General features: G+C 68.3%; 15 protein-coding genes and 2 riboswitches. Of the genes, 11 read left to right on the forward strand and 4 right to left on the reverse strand.

The features are described from left to right. Positions 1-7 precede the first annotated feature (7 nt). The 5 genes from ACRB8A_RS06350 to ACRB8A_RS06370 all read left to right on the forward strand — a co-directional run bounded on the left by ACRB8A_RS06350 (position 8) and on the right by ACRB8A_RS06370 (position 5,361). Entirely contained in the window at positions 8-1,204 is a 1,197-nt protein-coding gene (locus ACRB8A_RS06350; RefSeq protein ID WP_050685429.1) for a glycine C-acetyltransferase, read from the forward strand. A 43-nt stretch (positions 1,205-1,247) separates the two neighbouring features. Then, complete coding sequence (locus ACRB8A_RS06355) at positions 1,248-2,348, forward strand: NAD(P)/FAD-dependent oxidoreductase (protein ID WP_432245850.1); 1,101 nt, start codon at positions 1,248-1,250, stop codon at positions 2,346-2,348. 11 nt (positions 2,349-2,359) lie between these two features. Beyond that, a complete protein-coding gene (locus ACRB8A_RS06360) occupies positions 2,360-3,571 on the forward strand; it encodes an amidohydrolase family protein (protein ID WP_050685431.1) in 1,212 nt (403 codons plus the stop codon). A gap of 98 nt (positions 3,572-3,669) precedes the next feature. After that, the gene (locus tag ACRB8A_RS06365; RefSeq protein ID WP_050685432.1) at positions 3,670-4,458 is read left to right on the forward strand and encodes a DeoR/GlpR family DNA-binding transcription regulator; all 789 of its coding nucleotides are present in this window, start codon (positions 3,670-3,672) and stop codon (positions 4,456-4,458) included. An 87-nt stretch (positions 4,459-4,545) separates the two neighbouring features. After that, on the forward strand, positions 4,546-5,361 hold the full coding sequence (locus tag ACRB8A_RS06370; RefSeq protein WP_432245851.1) for a CPBP family intramembrane glutamic endopeptidase: 816 nt from the start codon (positions 4,546-4,548) through the stop codon (positions 5,359-5,361). Between the two features lie 194 nt (positions 5,362-5,555). On the opposite strand, the gene ACRB8A_RS06375 is transcribed toward ACRB8A_RS06370, so the two are convergent. Continuing rightward, on the reverse strand, positions 5,556-6,194 hold the full coding sequence (locus ACRB8A_RS06375; protein ID WP_050685434.1) for a VOC family protein: 639 nt from the start codon (positions 6,192-6,194) through the stop codon (positions 5,556-5,558). Positions 6,195-6,355: 161 nt separating this feature from the next. After that, positions 6,356-6,471, forward strand: a riboswitch (SAM riboswitch). 44 nt (positions 6,472-6,515) lie between these two features. Here ACRB8A_RS06375 and ACRB8A_RS06380 point away from each other — a divergent pair. Both ACRB8A_RS06380 and metX read left to right on the forward strand, forming a co-directional pair. Continuing rightward, the gene (locus ACRB8A_RS06380; RefSeq protein WP_050685468.1) at positions 6,516-7,841 is read left to right on the forward strand and encodes a bifunctional o-acetylhomoserine/o-acetylserine sulfhydrylase; all 1,326 of its coding nucleotides are present in this window, start codon (positions 6,516-6,518) and stop codon (positions 7,839-7,841) included. A 96-nt stretch (positions 7,842-7,937) separates the two neighbouring features. After that, positions 7,938-8,053, forward strand: a riboswitch (SAM riboswitch). Positions 8,054-8,065: 12 nt separating this feature from the next. Beyond that, complete coding sequence (gene metX, locus ACRB8A_RS06385) at positions 8,066-9,181, forward strand: homoserine O-acetyltransferase MetX (RefSeq protein ID WP_056599009.1); 1,116 nt, start codon at positions 8,066-8,068, stop codon at positions 9,179-9,181. 23 nt (positions 9,182-9,204) lie between these two features. Here metX and ACRB8A_RS06390 read toward each other — a convergent pair whose 3' ends face one another. Continuing rightward, the gene (locus ACRB8A_RS06390; RefSeq protein ID WP_056599007.1) at positions 9,205-9,723 is read right to left on the reverse strand and encodes a hypothetical protein; all 519 of its coding nucleotides are present in this window, start codon (positions 9,721-9,723) and stop codon (positions 9,205-9,207) included. A gap of 108 nt (positions 9,724-9,831) precedes the next feature. Further along, a complete protein-coding gene (locus ACRB8A_RS06395) occupies positions 9,832-10,701 on the reverse strand; it encodes an SGNH/GDSL hydrolase family protein (RefSeq protein ID WP_432245852.1) in 870 nt (289 codons plus the stop codon). Between the two features lie 77 nt (positions 10,702-10,778). On the opposite strand from ACRB8A_RS06395, the gene ACRB8A_RS06400 reads away from it, so the two are divergent. Continuing rightward, a complete protein-coding gene (locus tag ACRB8A_RS06400) occupies positions 10,779-11,435 on the forward strand; it encodes an alpha/beta hydrolase (protein WP_432245853.1) in 657 nt (218 codons plus the stop codon). A gap of 82 nt (positions 11,436-11,517) precedes the next feature. On the opposite strand, the gene ACRB8A_RS06405 is transcribed toward ACRB8A_RS06400, so the two are convergent. Next, entirely contained in the window at positions 11,518-11,751 is a 234-nt protein-coding gene (locus tag ACRB8A_RS06405; protein ID WP_432245854.1) for an RNA-binding S4 domain-containing protein, read from the reverse strand. Positions 11,752-11,783: 32 nt separating this feature from the next. On the opposite strand from ACRB8A_RS06405, the gene ACRB8A_RS06410 reads away from it, so the two are divergent. From ACRB8A_RS06410 to ACRB8A_RS06420, 3 genes are all read left to right on the forward strand, one after another. Beyond that, the gene (locus ACRB8A_RS06410) at positions 11,784-12,767 is read left to right on the forward strand and encodes a DMT family transporter (RefSeq protein ID WP_432245855.1); all 984 of its coding nucleotides are present in this window, start codon (positions 11,784-11,786) and stop codon (positions 12,765-12,767) included. A gap of 134 nt (positions 12,768-12,901) precedes the next feature. Continuing rightward, complete coding sequence (locus tag ACRB8A_RS06415; protein WP_050685441.1) at positions 12,902-14,287, forward strand: glycine--tRNA ligase; 1,386 nt, start codon at positions 12,902-12,904, stop codon at positions 14,285-14,287. Between the two features lie 2 nt (positions 14,288-14,289). Beyond that, positions 14,290-15,309: a GNAT family N-acetyltransferase gene (locus tag ACRB8A_RS06420; protein ID WP_432245856.1), complete on the forward strand. Its 1,020-nt coding sequence runs from the start codon at positions 14,290-14,292 to the stop codon at positions 15,307-15,309. The last annotated feature ends 101 nt before the right edge of the window (positions 15,310-15,410 follow it).

The raw sequence follows: 15,410 nt of genomic DNA on the forward strand, positions 1-15,410 counted from the left end.
AAACCCCATGTACTCCGCCATCAAGGACCAGCTGGCCACCGAGCTGGACAGCCTCCGCACCGCCGGGCTGTTCAAGACCGAGCGCAGCATCAACTCGCCGCAGTCCAGCCACATCACTGCAGCCCGGATCGGGGAACAGGGCGCCGCCGTCCTTAACTTCTGCGCCAACAACTACCTGGGCCTGGCCGACCACCCGGACATCATCACGGCCGCCAAGACCGCCATGGACGAGCGCGGTTTCGGCATGGCCAGCGTCCGCTTCATCTGTGGCACCCAGGACCTGCACCTGGAACTCGAAGCCAGGGTCTCCCGCTTCCTGGGCACCGAGGACACCATCCTGTTCTCCAGCTGCTTCGACGCCAACGGCGGTGTGTTCGAGTCCCTGTTCGGACCCGAGGACGCCATCATCTCCGATGCCCTCAACCACGCCTCGATCATCGACGGCATCCGGCTCTGCAAAGCCCGCCGTTACCGCTACGCCAACCAGGACATGGCCGAGCTCGAAGCCCGGCTGCAGGAGGCAGGCGACGCACGGCGCCGGATCATCGTCACGGACGGCGTCTTCTCCATGGACGGCTACCTCGCCCCGCTGGCTGCCATCTGCGACCTGGCCGAGCGCTACGACGCCCTGGTGATGGTGGACGACTCGCACGCCGTGGGCTTTATGGGCGGCACCGGCGCGGGTACGCCCGAGCATGCCGGCGTCTCCGACCGGGTGGACATCTACACGGGCACATTCGGCAAGGCCCTGGGTGGCGCCTCCGGCGGATACGTCTCGGGCCGCGCCGAAGTGGTGGCCATGCTCCGGCAGAAGGCCCGCCCCTACCTGTTCTCCAACTCCCTGGCGCCGGCGATCGTGGCCGCCACCATCAAGGCACTTGACCTGGTGGAAACCTCCGCTGACCTGCGGACCAGATTGTTCGCCAATGCGGAGCTGTTCCGCCGCCGGATGACGGAGGAGGGCTTCGAGCTCCTCCCCGGCGAGCACGCGATTGTGCCGGTGATGTTTGGTGACGCCGTCCTCGCGGCGAAGGTGGCGGACCGGATGCTGGCCCACGGAGTTTTCGTCACGGCCTTCAGCTTCCCGGTGGTTCCACGCGGTGCCGCAAGGATCCGCGTGCAGCTCTCGGCGTCGCATTCAGCGGCCGACGTCGAAGCGTGCGTGGGTGCGTTCGTCGCCAGCCGTGCCGCAGTAGCAGGCTAAGCCCGGCGCCGCCGGTAGCCGCCAACTCTGCAAGGATGGTGCCATGGCAGCACATTACGATGTCCTGATTGTTGGCGGCGGCATCGCCGGGCTTTCCCTGGCGGCTGCGCTGGCGGATCACTGCACGGTGGCGCTGGTGGAGGCGGAGCAGGAGCTGGCGTACCACACGTCCTCCCGCTCCGCCCGGCAGCTGATCCCCAGTTACGGCCCGCCGGTGGTGCAGGAACTGACTATGCGGACCCTGGAACTCATCGCCGCCCGGGACGACGGGCAGCCCGTGCCGGTCCTGACGCCGCGCAGTTTCCTGCTGGTCGGCACCGAAGCCCTGGTTGCGGCCGGGGCAAGCGGACACATGGTGCCGGTGACACCGGACCAGGCGCTGGAGCTTTGTCCTGCCCTGGTCCCCGGCAGCTTCGAAGCCGCCGGGCTGGATACAGGCTCCTACGGCTGCGACGCGCCCCTGCTGCTGGCAGGCCACCGGCAGGCAGCCTTGGCCGCGGGGGCGGAGATCATCACCGGCGCACGCGTGCACTCAGCCCAGCGCCTGGGAACCGGCTGGCAGGTCGGCGCCGGCACGGAGGCCTTCGCAGCCACTGTGGTGGTCAACGCGGCCGGCGCCTGGGCCGATGAGCTGGCCGTCATCAGCGGCGTGGAGAAGCTGGGCCTGCAGCCCTACCGCCGCACCGCAGCGATTGCCGCCGTCGGCCGTTCCCTGCCCGCCGGCAGCCCCATGGTGGCCGCCGCGGATGACTCGTACTATTTCCGGCCCGACGGCGGCGACGTGCTGATTTCGCCGTCCGAGACAGTGCCCAGCGGCCCCGAGGACGCACAACCGCGCCCCGGCGATGTGGAAAACCTGGTGGCCCTCCTCAACCGGGTGACGTCGCTGGGCATTACCGGCGTACGCCGCGCGTGGACCGGGCTCCGGACCGAGGCTGCCGACGGCATCCCCGTGGCCGGGTTCGACGCGGAGGCCGCCGGGTTCTACTGGCTCGCCGGGCAAGGCGGGTACGGGTTCCAAACATCTGCCGCCATGGCCGAACTTGCCGCGGGGCAGATCCTGGCGCACCTGGGCGGCCGCCCAGGTCCGGAATCCCGGACAGCACGGGCGCTTGCAGCCACCCGCTGGTCCGTGCGGCGCTGAAGAATGATTCCATGAGCACCCTGATCACCAACATCGCCGAGCTGATGACCCAGGACCTGGACCACCGCGTCCTCAAGGACGCCGCCCTGGTGCTCGAGGGGGAGCGGATCGCCTGGCTGGGCCCCGCCGCGCACGCCCCTGCAGCGGACCAGGCGGTGGACGCCGGTGGCCGGGCCGTGCTGCCCGGCTGGGTGGACTCCCACACCCATCTTCTTTTCGCCGGCGACCGGACAGCCGAGTTCGAAGCCAGGATGGCGGGGGAAGCGTATGCCGCCGGCGGCATCGCCGTGACCATGGCCGCCACCCGGGCCACCGGCGACTACGACCTGACGCGGCTGGCAATGGGCAGGGTGGCCGAGGCCGTCGCCCAGGGCACCACCTACCTGGAGACGAAGACCGGCTACGGGCTGGACATCGACCACGAAGCCCGCAGCGCTCGGATCGCCTCCACCGTGGCGGACCAGGTGACCTACCTCGGCGCGCACCTGGTGCCGGCCGGCCAGGATCCGGAGGCCTACACGGACCTGGTCTGCGGGCCGATGCTGGCCGCCGTCCTGCCCTATGTGCAATGGGCGGACGTGTTTTGTGAGGAAGGTGCCTTCACGGCGGAGCAGTCACGCCGGGTGCTGCTTGCGTGCCGCGATGCCGGGCTGGGCCTGCGGGTCCACGGAAACCAGCTGGGGGAGGGGCCCGGGGTGCGGCTCGCCGTCGAGATGGGCGCCGCCAGCGTGGACCACGTCAATTACCTGGCCTGCGCCGACATCGAGGCCCTGGCCGGAACCTGGGCCGGCTGGGATCCTGGAAGCGGCACGGGACAGCGGGGAACGGTGGCCACCTGCCTGCCCGCCTGCGACCTCTCCACCCGCCAGCCGCTGGCGCCCGCCCGCGGACTCCTGGACGCCGGCGTCCAGGTGGCGCTCGCCTCAAACGCCAACCCCGGCACGTCCTACACCAGCTCCATGGCCTTCTGCGTCACCACGGCGGTGCTGCAGATGGGCCTCAGCGTCCACGAAGCCGTCCGCGCCGCCACCTACGGCGGGGCCCTCGCCCTGCACCGGGACACCGGCAGCGACGCCGACGGCCAGCGCGCCGTGGGATCCCTCGCCGTGGGGCACCGGGCGGACCTGCACGTCCTCAACGCGCCGTCCGCCACGCACCTCGCCTACCGACCGGGGATGCCGTTGACGTACGCTGTGTGGCGGGCCGGACGCCGCGAGCGCTAATACTGCCGCGAAATTGACGTTTTATGATCGTTTAGGGTCTGTTATGATCATAAAACGTCATCATGTGCGATGGCTCAAGCACTTTGGAGGCCTTCCGCATGACCCGTACCGACCGCCTGACGGCCATCCTTGACCTGTTGGCCCGGACCGGCCAGGTGGAAGTGGACGAGATCGTTACCACCCTTGCGGTTTCCCCGGCCACGGCCCGCCGCGACCTGGACAGCCTGGCGAAGCGCCGGCTGCTGACCCGGACGCGGGGCGGCGCCACCACCGGCGCCCTGGCCTACGACCTTCCCGGCCGGTACAACCGTGACGACCACGGCCAGGCCAAGGAACAGATCGCTCAGGCCGCATCTGCGCTGGTCCGCCCCGGTGCGGTGATCGGCCTGTGCGGCGGGACCACCAGCACTGCCCTGGCGCAGATCCTGGCCACGCGGGAAGACCTCAATGCTCCCGCGAACCAGCACACACTGACGGTGGTCACGAACGCCATCAACATCGCCGGCCAGCTCGCCGTGCGGCCCAACATCAAGGTCATGGTGACCGGGGGCATCCTCAACCCGCGCTCCTATGAGCTGGTGGGCCCGTATACGGACATCATCATGCAGAAGGTGGTGCTGGACATCGCCTTCATCGGCGTCAACGGCATCGACCCGGAGGTGGGTCCCACCAACACGGGCGAAGGGGAGGCCTCCGTCAACGCGCTGCTTGCCAGCCGGGCCCGGATTTCGTATGTCCTGGCCGACTCGTCGAAGGTGGGCGTGCGGGCCTTTGCCACGATGGACGGCTACAACTTCACCCGCCTGATCACGGACGCCGGGATCTCGCCGCGGGACAAGGCCGCGTTTGAAGCCAACGGCACCGAAGTGATCGTCGCTCCCGGATAAAGGGCCGCCGGCCCACGGGGACCACCGGGATCCAGTGCCGGCCGGGGCGGTCAGCCCGGATCCAGCAACAGCAGGCAAAATGGGTACATGCTGGTTCCCTCCCGCCGCAGGCTGCGGCTCGAAGTCTGGATTGTCCTGGGGTTGTCCCTGGGACAATCCGCCGTCTATTCCGTGGTGCAGCTGCTGGACAAGCTGTCCCGCGCGCCGCTGGTGGAGGGCACCTCCACCCTGAACCGCTCGCAAAGTACCCGGGAATACTTCGACCTGACCTACCAGCTGCTGGACATCGCCTTTGCCCTGGTGCCGGTCCTCCTGGTGATCTACTTCCTGACCGACCAGCGCCAGGCGGCACCTGCCGGACCCGGCAACCCGCCGGTCATCGGCGGCGCCAACGCCTCCCGCCACACGGGCTCCGCTTTCCGGCAGCTTGGCTTCACCTTCGACAGGCCCGGCCGCGACCTGCTCCAGGGCCTCGGCCTGGCCGCCCTGATCGGCATCCCGTCACTGGGCCTCTACGCCGCCGGGCGGGCGTTGGGCATCACCACCGCCATCATCCCCAGCGCCCTGGATGCCTACTGGTGGACCGTTCCGGTGCTGATCCTCTCCGCCGTCCGGCACGGCATTGTGGAAGAGGTCATTGTGGTGGGGTACCTGATGAACCGCTTCGGCAAGTTCGGCTGGAGCCTGCCGGTGTCCATCGCGGCCAGTGCGCTGCTGCGTGGCAGCTACCACCTTTACCAGGGCTTCGGGCCCTTCATCGGGAACGTGGTGATGGGCGCCGTCTTCGCGTGGCTCTACACCCGGACCAAACGCGTGATGCCGTTGGTCATCGCGCACGCGCTGCTCGACATCGTGGCGTTTGTCGGCTTCAGCCTGTTTGGCAAGGCGGTGGGGCTGGGCTGACCGTCCCGGGCCTCATGCCTGCCCGCGGTGGCGGGCGGCCGCCGTCGTCCGCTTGATGCTTTTGCCGCTCAATGATTCGGCCGCCATCAGCAGGTGACGCCGTTGTCAGCTGCTGATGGCGGTCGAAGGGTGGGTGGGCGCGGACGCCCGGAAGCACCGGACCCGGCGCAGGCCGGATCCGGTGCGGCGGAGGATCAGATGGTGACTGCGCCGTTGGCGGTTTCGAAGGTGACCGAGAGGATTCCGGGCGTGCCGTGCGGGGCAACCCAATCCACTGCAACATCCTCGAGCGGCTTCTCCACCGGTTCGCCCAGCCATTCGGTGACCCGCTCGGCGGAACCGGCGATGGTCAGGCAGCTCATCTTAACGTTGCCTTCGTAGGCGTTGGACGGGTGCAGGGAGGGGTCGCCCTCCCACTTCAGCATGTAGGGCACCTGGGGATCCGCGATGAGGCCCAGGATGCCGATCTGCTTCCAGACCAGTTCGCGGCCGTCAGGGAACTTGCGGTTGCCGTTGACGGAAGACCGGCCCAGCCGCTCCTCGAAAGGGGCAAGGTCGTCCACTTCGACGCACCAGCCCATCCAGCCGCCACCGGCTTCGGAGCGGGCGCGGACAGCCTGCCCGAAAGGCGCCTTGTCCGAGGCGGGGTGCGCCAGCACCTCCACCACCTCAAGGTACTTGTGGCCCGCGAGGGGAATGATCATGTTCCGGGTTCCAAAACGGGGATGCACCCCGCCCTTGACGGCTTCCACACCCAGGGCGGAAGCGATTCGTTCGGTGGTGGCCGCCAGGCCATCCTGTTCACAGGCGTAAGAGACGTGATCCATGCGCATGCCAACATCTTGGCACTTTGTGATCCGCCTCTCAGCTAAGGTTTGCCTTACATGTTTTTTCCGCTGGGCGGAGTTCCTGTTGTGGCCCGGCAACGGGGCCGTGGGACCATGTTCGTCACAATCCTGTACCACGCTCCCGGACAGTTCCTACACTGGGCACAGGTCATGAGTGCCAGCATCAAGCCCCGGCTCGCTGGCCGGCAACCCTCCACCCGCGGTGGGGTGCCCCGGGTGAGGACCTGGCTGTCCGGCACCGGCCGGATGGCAAGCGCGGCCCGTGCTGCTTCCTGCATGCCGGGCCCCTGTGAAGTGGAGCCAAAGATGTCCAACGGATGGTCGTTTGAAACCCGCCAGATCCATGCAGGCCAGGAACCGGACAGCGCCACCGGCGCCCGGGCCCTGCCCATCTACCAGACCACCTCGTTTGTGTTCCCCAGCGCCGAAAGCGCGGCCAACAGGTTCGCCCTGGCCGAACTCTCGCCCATCTACACCCGCATCGGCAACCCCACCCAGGACGCCGTGGAGCAGCGGATCGCCAGCCTGGAAGGCGGCCTCGCGGCCCTCCTGCTCAGCTCCGGGCAGGCCGCCGAGACGTTCGCGGTCCTGAACATCGCCGAGGCCGGCGACCACATCGTGGCCAGCCCCAGCCTTTACGGCGGGACCTACAACCTCTTCGCCCACACCCTGAAGAAGTTCGGCATCACCGTGACGTTTGTGGCGGACCCGGACAACCTGGACCAGTGGCGCGACGCCGTGCAGCCCAACACCAAGCTGTTCTTCGGCGAGGTGGTATCCAACCCGCGCCAGGACGTCCTGGACATCGAGGGCATTTCCGGGGTGGCGCACCAGGCGGGAGTGCCGCTGATTGTGGACAACACGCTGTCCACCCCGTACCTGATCCGGCCGCTGGAGTGGGGCGCGGACATCGTCCTGCACTCGGCCACGAAGTACCTGGGCGGACACGGCGCAGCCATCGCCGGCGTGATCGTGGACTCGGGCAAGTTCGACTTCACCAGGGAACCGGAGAAGTTCCCCGGCTTCAACACCCCGGACCCCACCTACAACGGCCTGGTCTACGGCCGCGACCTGGGTGCCGACGGCGCCCTGGGTGCCAACCTGTCCTACATCCTGAAGGCCCGCGTGCAGCTGCTGCGCGACCTGGGCTCCGCCGTGTCACCGTTCAACGCGTTCCTGATCGCCCAGGGCCTGGAAACCCTGAGCCTGCGGGTGGAGCGGCATGTCTCCAACGCCATTGAGGTGGCCCGTTGGCTCGAGGCGCGGGACGACGTCGAATCCGTTGCCTACGCCGGCCTGCCCTCCAGCCCCTGGTTTGAGCGCGGCCAAAAGTACGGGCCGCGGGGCACCGGGGCGATTGTGGCCTTCAACCTCGCCGGCGGGGCCGCGGCCGGCCAGCGTTTTGTCGATGCGCTGGAACTGCACTCCCATGTGGCCAACATCGGCGATGTCCGGTCGCTGGTGATCCACCCCGCGTCCACCACCCACAGCCAGCTGTCCCCTGAGCAGCAGGCCGTTGCCGGGGTCACGCCGGGCCTGGTCCGGTTGTCCGTGGGACTGGAACACATCGATGACATCCTGGCCGACCTGGAAGCAGGTTTCCGGGCGGCCAAGGCGGCAGCAGGGTCCTGACCGGACCCTAACGGACCGGCTGCCTTTGGGCCGGGGCAAGTCACAACCAGTCACACTCTTGGCCCGGGGTGGGGTGTTCTTCGTACACTCGAACAAGGTCATGAGTGCCAGTGACAGCCCCGGCTTGCTGGCCGGCAACCCTCCTTCCGCGGTGGGGTGCCCCGGGTGAAGACCTGGCCTGCCGGTCATTCGACGGCAGGCAAGCGCGTAGAAGAGGTCTTGCCATGACGGTTACCGTCGCCCGTACCACCGTTCCCGAACACGGGATTGTCCGCTTCGCCTCCGTAGGGGCCCTGGAACTTGAAGCCGGCGGATACCTGCCGGACGTCACCCTGGCCTACGAAACGTGGGGCACCCTGAATGCCGACGGCAGCAACGCCATCCTGATCGAGCATGCCCTGACCGGCAGCACCCACGTTGCCCGCGGCGACAGCGACGAGCCCGGCTGGTGGGAACAGCTGGCCGGTCCGGGCGCACCCGTGGACACGGACCAGTTTTTTGTGGTGTCCATCAACATTGTGGGCGGCTGTTACGGGTCCACGGGACCGTCCTCAGCCGCACCGGACGGCAGCCCGTGGGGTTCCCGGTTTCCGCTGGTGACCCTGCGGGACAGCACCGTGGCCGAAGCCAGGCTCGCAGACCAGCTGGGCATCCGCAGCTGGTTCGCCGTCCTGGGCGGCTCCATGGGCGGTGCGCGTGCCTTGGAATGGGCGGTGACCTACCCGGAGCGGGTGCAGCGGTGCGCCGTCATCGCCGTCGGTGCGGCGAGCACCGCAGAGCAGATCGCGTTTGCGCAGGCGCAAACGCTGGCCATCCGCCAGGATGCCAACTTCCAGGGCGGCGACTACTACGGCGGCCCGTTCCCCGGGGACGGTCTGGCCCTGGCCCGGCGCATCGCCCACATCACCTACCGGTCCGCCGCGGAACTCGAAGGCCGGTTCGGCCGGCAGGCGCAGGCCGCCGAAACACCGGTCCGCGCGGATTCGCTGGCCGCCCGGGGCCGCTATCAGGTGGAAAGCTACCTGGACCACCAAGGCAACAAACTGGTCCAGCGGTTCGACGCCAACAGCTACATCGCGCTCACCGAGGCACTCATGAGCCATGACGTCACCCGCAACCGGGGCACGCTGGCGCAGGCGCTGGACGTGCCGGGAGTCCGGTTTTTTGTCGCAGCGGTCGACTCGGACCGGCTGTACTTCCCGGCGCAGTCCTACGAGCTGGCGGCGGCGCTGCCGGGCGAGGTGGACGTCCACCTGATCCAGGCGCCGATCGGGCACGACGGCTTCCTGACCGAGATCGGCCAGCTGGGGGCGCAGCTGCGGGCATCGTTCCTCGTCTAGTCGGGCTACCCCGGCCGGGTTGGTCAGCCCTTCATGATCTCGCCACGGCGGGTCATGTACTCCTCCATGGAGAGCTCACCGTTGCTGTACTGCTGGTCCAGTTCGGCGAGTTTGCGGGCCCGGAAGCCCTGCGGGGCCGACGGCGGCGGGGGAGTGGCGGGCGCCTGCGGCTGTTCCGGAGCGGGCTGGCCGGGCTGGCCCGGGTACCCGCCTTGGCCGGGCTGTGCGGGGTAACCGGGCTGGCCCGGGTACCCGCCCTGGTGCGGGGCCTGCGGCCGGCCGAACGGGTCAGGCAGCGGCTGCGGCCGGTCGATGGGCTGCGGCGCGTCGATCTGGCGGAAACCGCCGCCGTAGTAGTCCTGCTGGGTGTAGCCGTCGCGGGGCTGGTTGTTCTGCGGTCCGGGGCCGCCGGGGAACTGGTTGGGATAGCGGCCGGAGAAGCTCTGGTCCTGGTTCCGGCGGGCCACTGACTTCCGGTACATCCGCATGCCCATGGGGATGACAAAGGACAGGATGATGATCCAGAAAAACAGGTTGCTCACGGTGCCGCGCCTCTCGTGTGTGTCCTCCCAGCTTAGCCGGGGCGCGCCGGATGAGGGTGCGCCGGAAGGAATCCGCGCACCTCAACCAGAACCGACGGGAAGGGCAGGCTACTCCGCTGTGGCTGCCGTGGTCCCCAGCGGACCTTCGCCGGACCCCAACGGGACGCCCGGGCCAAAGGCGGGACCCGGCGTCGGGCGTTTTGCGGTGATGCCATCGCCGGAGGACTGGTGGCGCAGCCGGCGCAGGACCCACGGGACGAAATATTCGCGGGCCCACACCAGGTCCCCGCTCCGGGCTTCCCGCCATGTGCTGGGCGGAAGCGGTTTCGGGTGCAGGGGTTCGAGGGTGTGCTCGACGTTGAGTGAGTCCAGCACCATCGCGGCGATGGTGTGGTGGCCCACCGGCGAGAAGTGCAGCCGGTCCTGGTCCCACATCTGCGGATCGCGGAGCTGCCGCAGGGACCACATATCCGCAATAACGGCGTCATGCCGGGCGGCTATGGTGCGGAGGTTCTCGTTGTAGATGGCCACCTTGGACCGGATCCGGCCCAGCACCGACGAACCCGTATCCGGGCCGTTGAACACCACCACCGTGGCACCGTTCATGGCCAGGATCTGCACCACGGAATCAAGTTTCCCGGCCAGCGCATCCGGATCGCCGCCGCGCCGCAGGAGGTCGTTGCCGCCCGCGGACAGGGTCACCAGGTCCGGGCGGAGGGCCAGGGCCGGTGCCAGCTGCTGGTCCACGATCTGCTGCAGGAGCCGGCCGCGGACGGCGAGGTTTGCGTAGGCGAAGTCCTTCTGCGTGCGGCCAAGTTCCTCCGCCACCCGGTCCGCCCAGCCGCGGAACCCGCCGGGGGACGAGGGCTCGGGATCGCCGATGCCCTCCGTAAAGGAATCGCCCAGGGCTACATACCGGGTCCAGGGGTGCGATTCGGTCCGGGGGTGCGGGGTCTGGCTGGCGTTTGTGTCACTCACGTTCCTATCCTGCCTTCTGCTGCGCTGGCTACGCCAACGTAGGTTGTTACTTTCGGGTAACTGTAAGAATGGAAACCATGACTGATGCTTCTGTATTTCCTGCCCCCGTTGTCCAGTGGTCCCACCCCGAGGACCAGCGTGCGGGCAAGCCGTTGCTGGTGCTGCTCCACGGCTACGGCGCCAACGAACAGGACCTGATGGGCCTGGCCGACATGCTGCCGGCAGGATTCGCCATCGCCTCGGTCCGTGCACCCCTCGCCATGGGCCAGGGCTACACCTGGTTCCCGCTGACGGCGTCCATCGAGTACACGCTGGAGCGCGTCACCGAGGCGTCCGCCTATGTGCAGGAGTGGATCGACGGGATCCGGCCACACCACCCGTCAGTGACACTGCTGGGCTTTTCCATGGGCATGGCCATGGCCACCACGCTCCTGCGGCAGCGGCCGCAGGACTATGCGGCCGTCGTCGGGCTGTCCGGTTTTGCGGTCGACGCCGGCGCAGACCCCTCATTCCACGACGCCGACCTGCAGGGCACCGTGCCGTTCTTCTGGGGCCGGGACCAGCAGGACCCGGTGATCACCGCGGACAAGATCGACTTCACCATGGGCTGGGTCCGCAAACACGTCAAGCTCACCAAGGTGCTGTACACGGGCATGTGGCACGGCATCAACCAGCAGGAAATCGGGCACGTGGGCGAGTTCCTCACGCATGAGGTGCTCAACAAGCAGGAGTGACGACGGCGGCCGGATACGTCACGGAGCACCTCAACTGGGCGTGTCGCCCTCGGTCAGCCCGCCGTAAGCCCGCCGCGTCCGGTCAGTCCGCTGCGGGGGCGCTGACCCGGACGGTCTGCCCGTTCACGGTGACGGTGTCGCCGTGGTGGAGCTGGCGGCCGCGGCGGTCATCGATCTCGCCGTTCACCTTGACCAGCCCGTTCTTCACCACTTCGGCGGCCTCAACACCGTCCTCCACCAGGTTGGCAAGCTTCAGCAGCTGGCCCAGGCGGATCATGCTGTCGCGGATGGGGATGTCCTCTACGGGGTTGCTCATACAGCAATAATGCCTGACGTAAGGTGGATCCAATGACCTCACCCTCCCGCCTGCCGCTCCTGGCGGGCCTCCCGCTTGCGGTGCTGGCCGGCCTCGCCATCCCCGCCCAGGGCCGCATCAACGGGGCGCTGGCCACCCGCCTGGATGACGGCGTCGCCGCGTCCGTGGTGAGCTTCAGCACAGGCCTGCTGGTAATGCTCCTCATCTCGGTGCTGCTGCCCCGGGGCCGGGCCGGGCTGGCCCGGATCCTGCCGGCCGTCCGCACCCGCGCCTTCCCGCGCGTCTACGTTATGGCCGGCGGGATCGGGGCCATCTTTGTCTTCGCCCAGTCCTTCACGGTGGGCATCCTGGGCGTGGCGCTGTTCACGGTGGCCACAGTGACAGGCCAGACCCTCAGCGGGTTGCTGGTGGACCGGCTGGGCATCGGCCCGGCCGGCCGCAAATCCATCACCGGCATCCGCGTGGTGGGCTGCGTGCTGACCATCGCCGCCGTGGCCTGGGCGGTTTCGCCGAGGTTCGCCGGCGGCCCGGGAGCAACCGACGCCGGCGGGCTGGTCCTGCCGCTGCTGCTGCCGCTGCTTGCCGGGTTCCTGATGAGCTTCCAGCAGGCCATGAACGGCACCGCCACCGTCCACTACGGAACACCCATCGCCGCCACCCTGGTGAACTTCGTGGCCGGCTGCGCCGTGCTGTGGACCGTGTACGGCATCAAGGTGGCAGTGGCCGGGGCCGGCAATCCGCTGCCGGCCGAGTGGTGGTACTACATCGGCGGGCCCATGGGCTGCGTTTTCATCGGTGTAGGCGCGCTCCTGGTGCGCAGCCTGGGTGTGCTGGTCACCGGCCTGGGCATGATCGCCGGCCAGCTGCTGGGGTCCCTGGCCCTGGACGTGGCGCTGCCCGCACCGGGCTCCGTTGTGGCTCCGGCCACCGTCCTGGGAACTGTCCTCACCCTGGGGGCCATCATCCTGGCCACCCTGCCCTGGCCGCGGGGCGCGCTCCGCAGGCAGGGCCGGTAGGCTGGGACACGCAGCTTTCTGCAACATTTTCCTTCATCCAATCCGCCGGAAACCCGTGGTGCCCCACCACCGGAGTGCCGGCACCGAAAAACCGCGGACCGCACCCAGCGGCCCTGTAGAAACTGGAGTTCCCCATGGCAGCAAAGTCCGTTCTTGACCAGGTCATTTCCCTCTCCAAGCGGAGGGGCTTCGTGTTCCAGGCCGGTGAGATCTACGGAGGTTCGCGTTCTGCCTGGGACTACGGGCCCCTCGGCGCCGAACTGAAGGAAAACATCAAGCGCCAGTGGTGGCAGTCGATGGTCCGCGGCCGCGAGGATGTGGTGGGACTCGATTCCTCCGTCATCCTGCCCCGCCAGGTCTGGGAAGCCTCAGGCCACGTGGACGTCTTCTCCGATCCGCTGGTGGAGTGCCTTTCCTGCCACAAGCGGTACCGCGCAGACCACCTCGAGGAAGAGTACGAGGAGAAGAAGGGCCGGCCGGCGGAAAACGGGCTCAAGGACATTGCCTGCGCAAACTGCGGCACCCGCGGTGAGTGGACCGCCCCGCAGGAATTCTCCGGCCTGCTCAAAACCTTTCTGGGCCCCGTCGCCAGCGAAGAGGGCATGCACTACCTGCGCCCCGAAACCGCGCAGGGCATCTTTGTGAACTTCAACAACGTGCTCACCACCGCCCGGAAGAAGCCGCCGTTCGGCATCGGCCAGATCGGCAAGTCCTTCCGCAACGAGATCACGCCCGGCAACTTCATCTTCCGCACCCGCGAGTTCGAGCAGATGGAAATGGAGTTCTTTGTTGAGCCCGGCACTGACGAGGAATGGCACCGCTACTGGATGACGGAGCGGATGTCCTGGTACACCGGCCTGGGCATCAAGGAAGAGAACCTGCGCTTCTTCGAGCACCCGCTGGAAAAGCTCAGCCACTACTCCAAGGGCACCACCGACATTGAATACCGGTTCGGGTTCCAGGGCTCGGAGTGGGGCGAGCTTGAAGGCATCGCCAACCGCACCGACTTCGACCTGTCCACCCATGCCAAGGCCTCCGGCACGGACCTGAGCTACTTCAACCAGGCCACCAATGAGCGGTACACGCCGTTTGTGATCGAGCCGGCCGCCGGCCTGACCCGGTCCTTCATGGCGTTCCTGGTGGATGCCTACACGGAGGATGAGGCCCCCAACGCCAAGGGCGGCGTGGACGTGCGCACCGTGCTGAAGCTCGACCCGCGCCTGGCGCCGGTCAAGGCCGCCGTGCTGCCGCTGAGCCGCAACGAGGATCTGTCCCCGAAAGCCAAGGCCCTGGGCGCGCAGCTGAGGAAGAACTGGAACATCGATTTCGACGACGCCGGCGCAATCGGCCGCCGCTACCGCCGCCAGGACGAGATCGGCACCCCGTTCTGCATCACCGTGGACTTCGACACCCTCGAGGACCAGGCCGTGACCATCCGCGAGCGGGACACCATGAGCCAGGAACGTGTGTCCCTGGACAAGGTGGAAGGCTACCTGGCCGCCCGCCTGATCGGCGCCTGAGCATGGCCATCGAATACCGCAGCTGGCGCGAAGGCGACGACCTGGCGCTCCTGGAACTCTGGGGCGGGCCCGAGACCCACCAGGCCCGGCAGTTCCGTGGCGCCCTGGCCGAATCCTCGGCCGGGACCAACGGCACCCCGTGGCGGCGCTGCATCGTCGCCGAGGACGTGCTGGACGGCGTCGGGATCCCCGTGGCCGCCGGCGTGGTCTATGAAGCGTCCCTGCACCCGGAACGGCTGTGGACGTACGTCGAGGTGGCGCGTGACCACCGCCGCTCCGGCATCGGCGCCACGCTCCTGACCATGCTCCGCCGCGAAGCGGAGCAGTCGCCGTCGGGCGTTTCAAAGCTGCGCGCCAAAGTGGAGCCCGGCACCCCCGGTGCCGAATTCGCGGCAGCCTTCGGGCTGGCCTCCATCCAGCGGTCCCGCCTGGTGGTGGTGGAACCCGGCGCGCTGCGGCTTCCGGTGTTCCCTGAATCCGACAACGGCGCGGCCGGCGAAAACGCGGGTTCGGACGTGGTGATGGACCTGGCCACGGGCTCGGTGGAGCTCACCGACGTGGTGGGACGCTACTACACGGCCATCCACAGCTGGGATTCCCCGGGCGAGTTGTCAGTGGGCCAGGTGCAGAAGCTGTTCCTGGACGACCTCACCGGTGCGCACGGCGCCATTGTGCTGCGCGCTGAGCCGGGCTCGGCCTTCGGGCCGGGCGTGGCACCCACCCGGAAGGGCAAAATCCGGGCCTTCGCCGTCAGTTACGCGGCACCCACCCAGGACCCGGACGGCCGGCCGCTCGGCGACACCGGCGCGGCAACCGACGTTTTTGTTGGCCACGACCCGGCGCTGGAGGCCGCGGATGCTGCCGAAGCGGTCCGGGACATGCTGTCGCTGATCGCCTACCAGCACCCCGTGATGCTGGAACTGGACGATTCGATGACCGCCCTGCGGGTCGCCGTCGAGCCGCTCCTGGCGGGCGGAAAAGCCCGGCTGGCCGGACCGGAAACCCTGGTGGTCTCGGACTGATCCTGCCCTGCTGACCCAGCCAACCGGTCGAAGGCAAGGGGCCGCGGAAAGAAATTTCCGCGGCCCCTTGCGTATCAGCAGGGCACGTCAGCAGGGCACCT

Source organism: Arthrobacter sp. G.S.26 (genome assembly GCF_050847375.1).
Classification (GTDB): domain Bacteria; phylum Actinomycetota; class Actinomycetes; order Actinomycetales; family Micrococcaceae; genus Arthrobacter.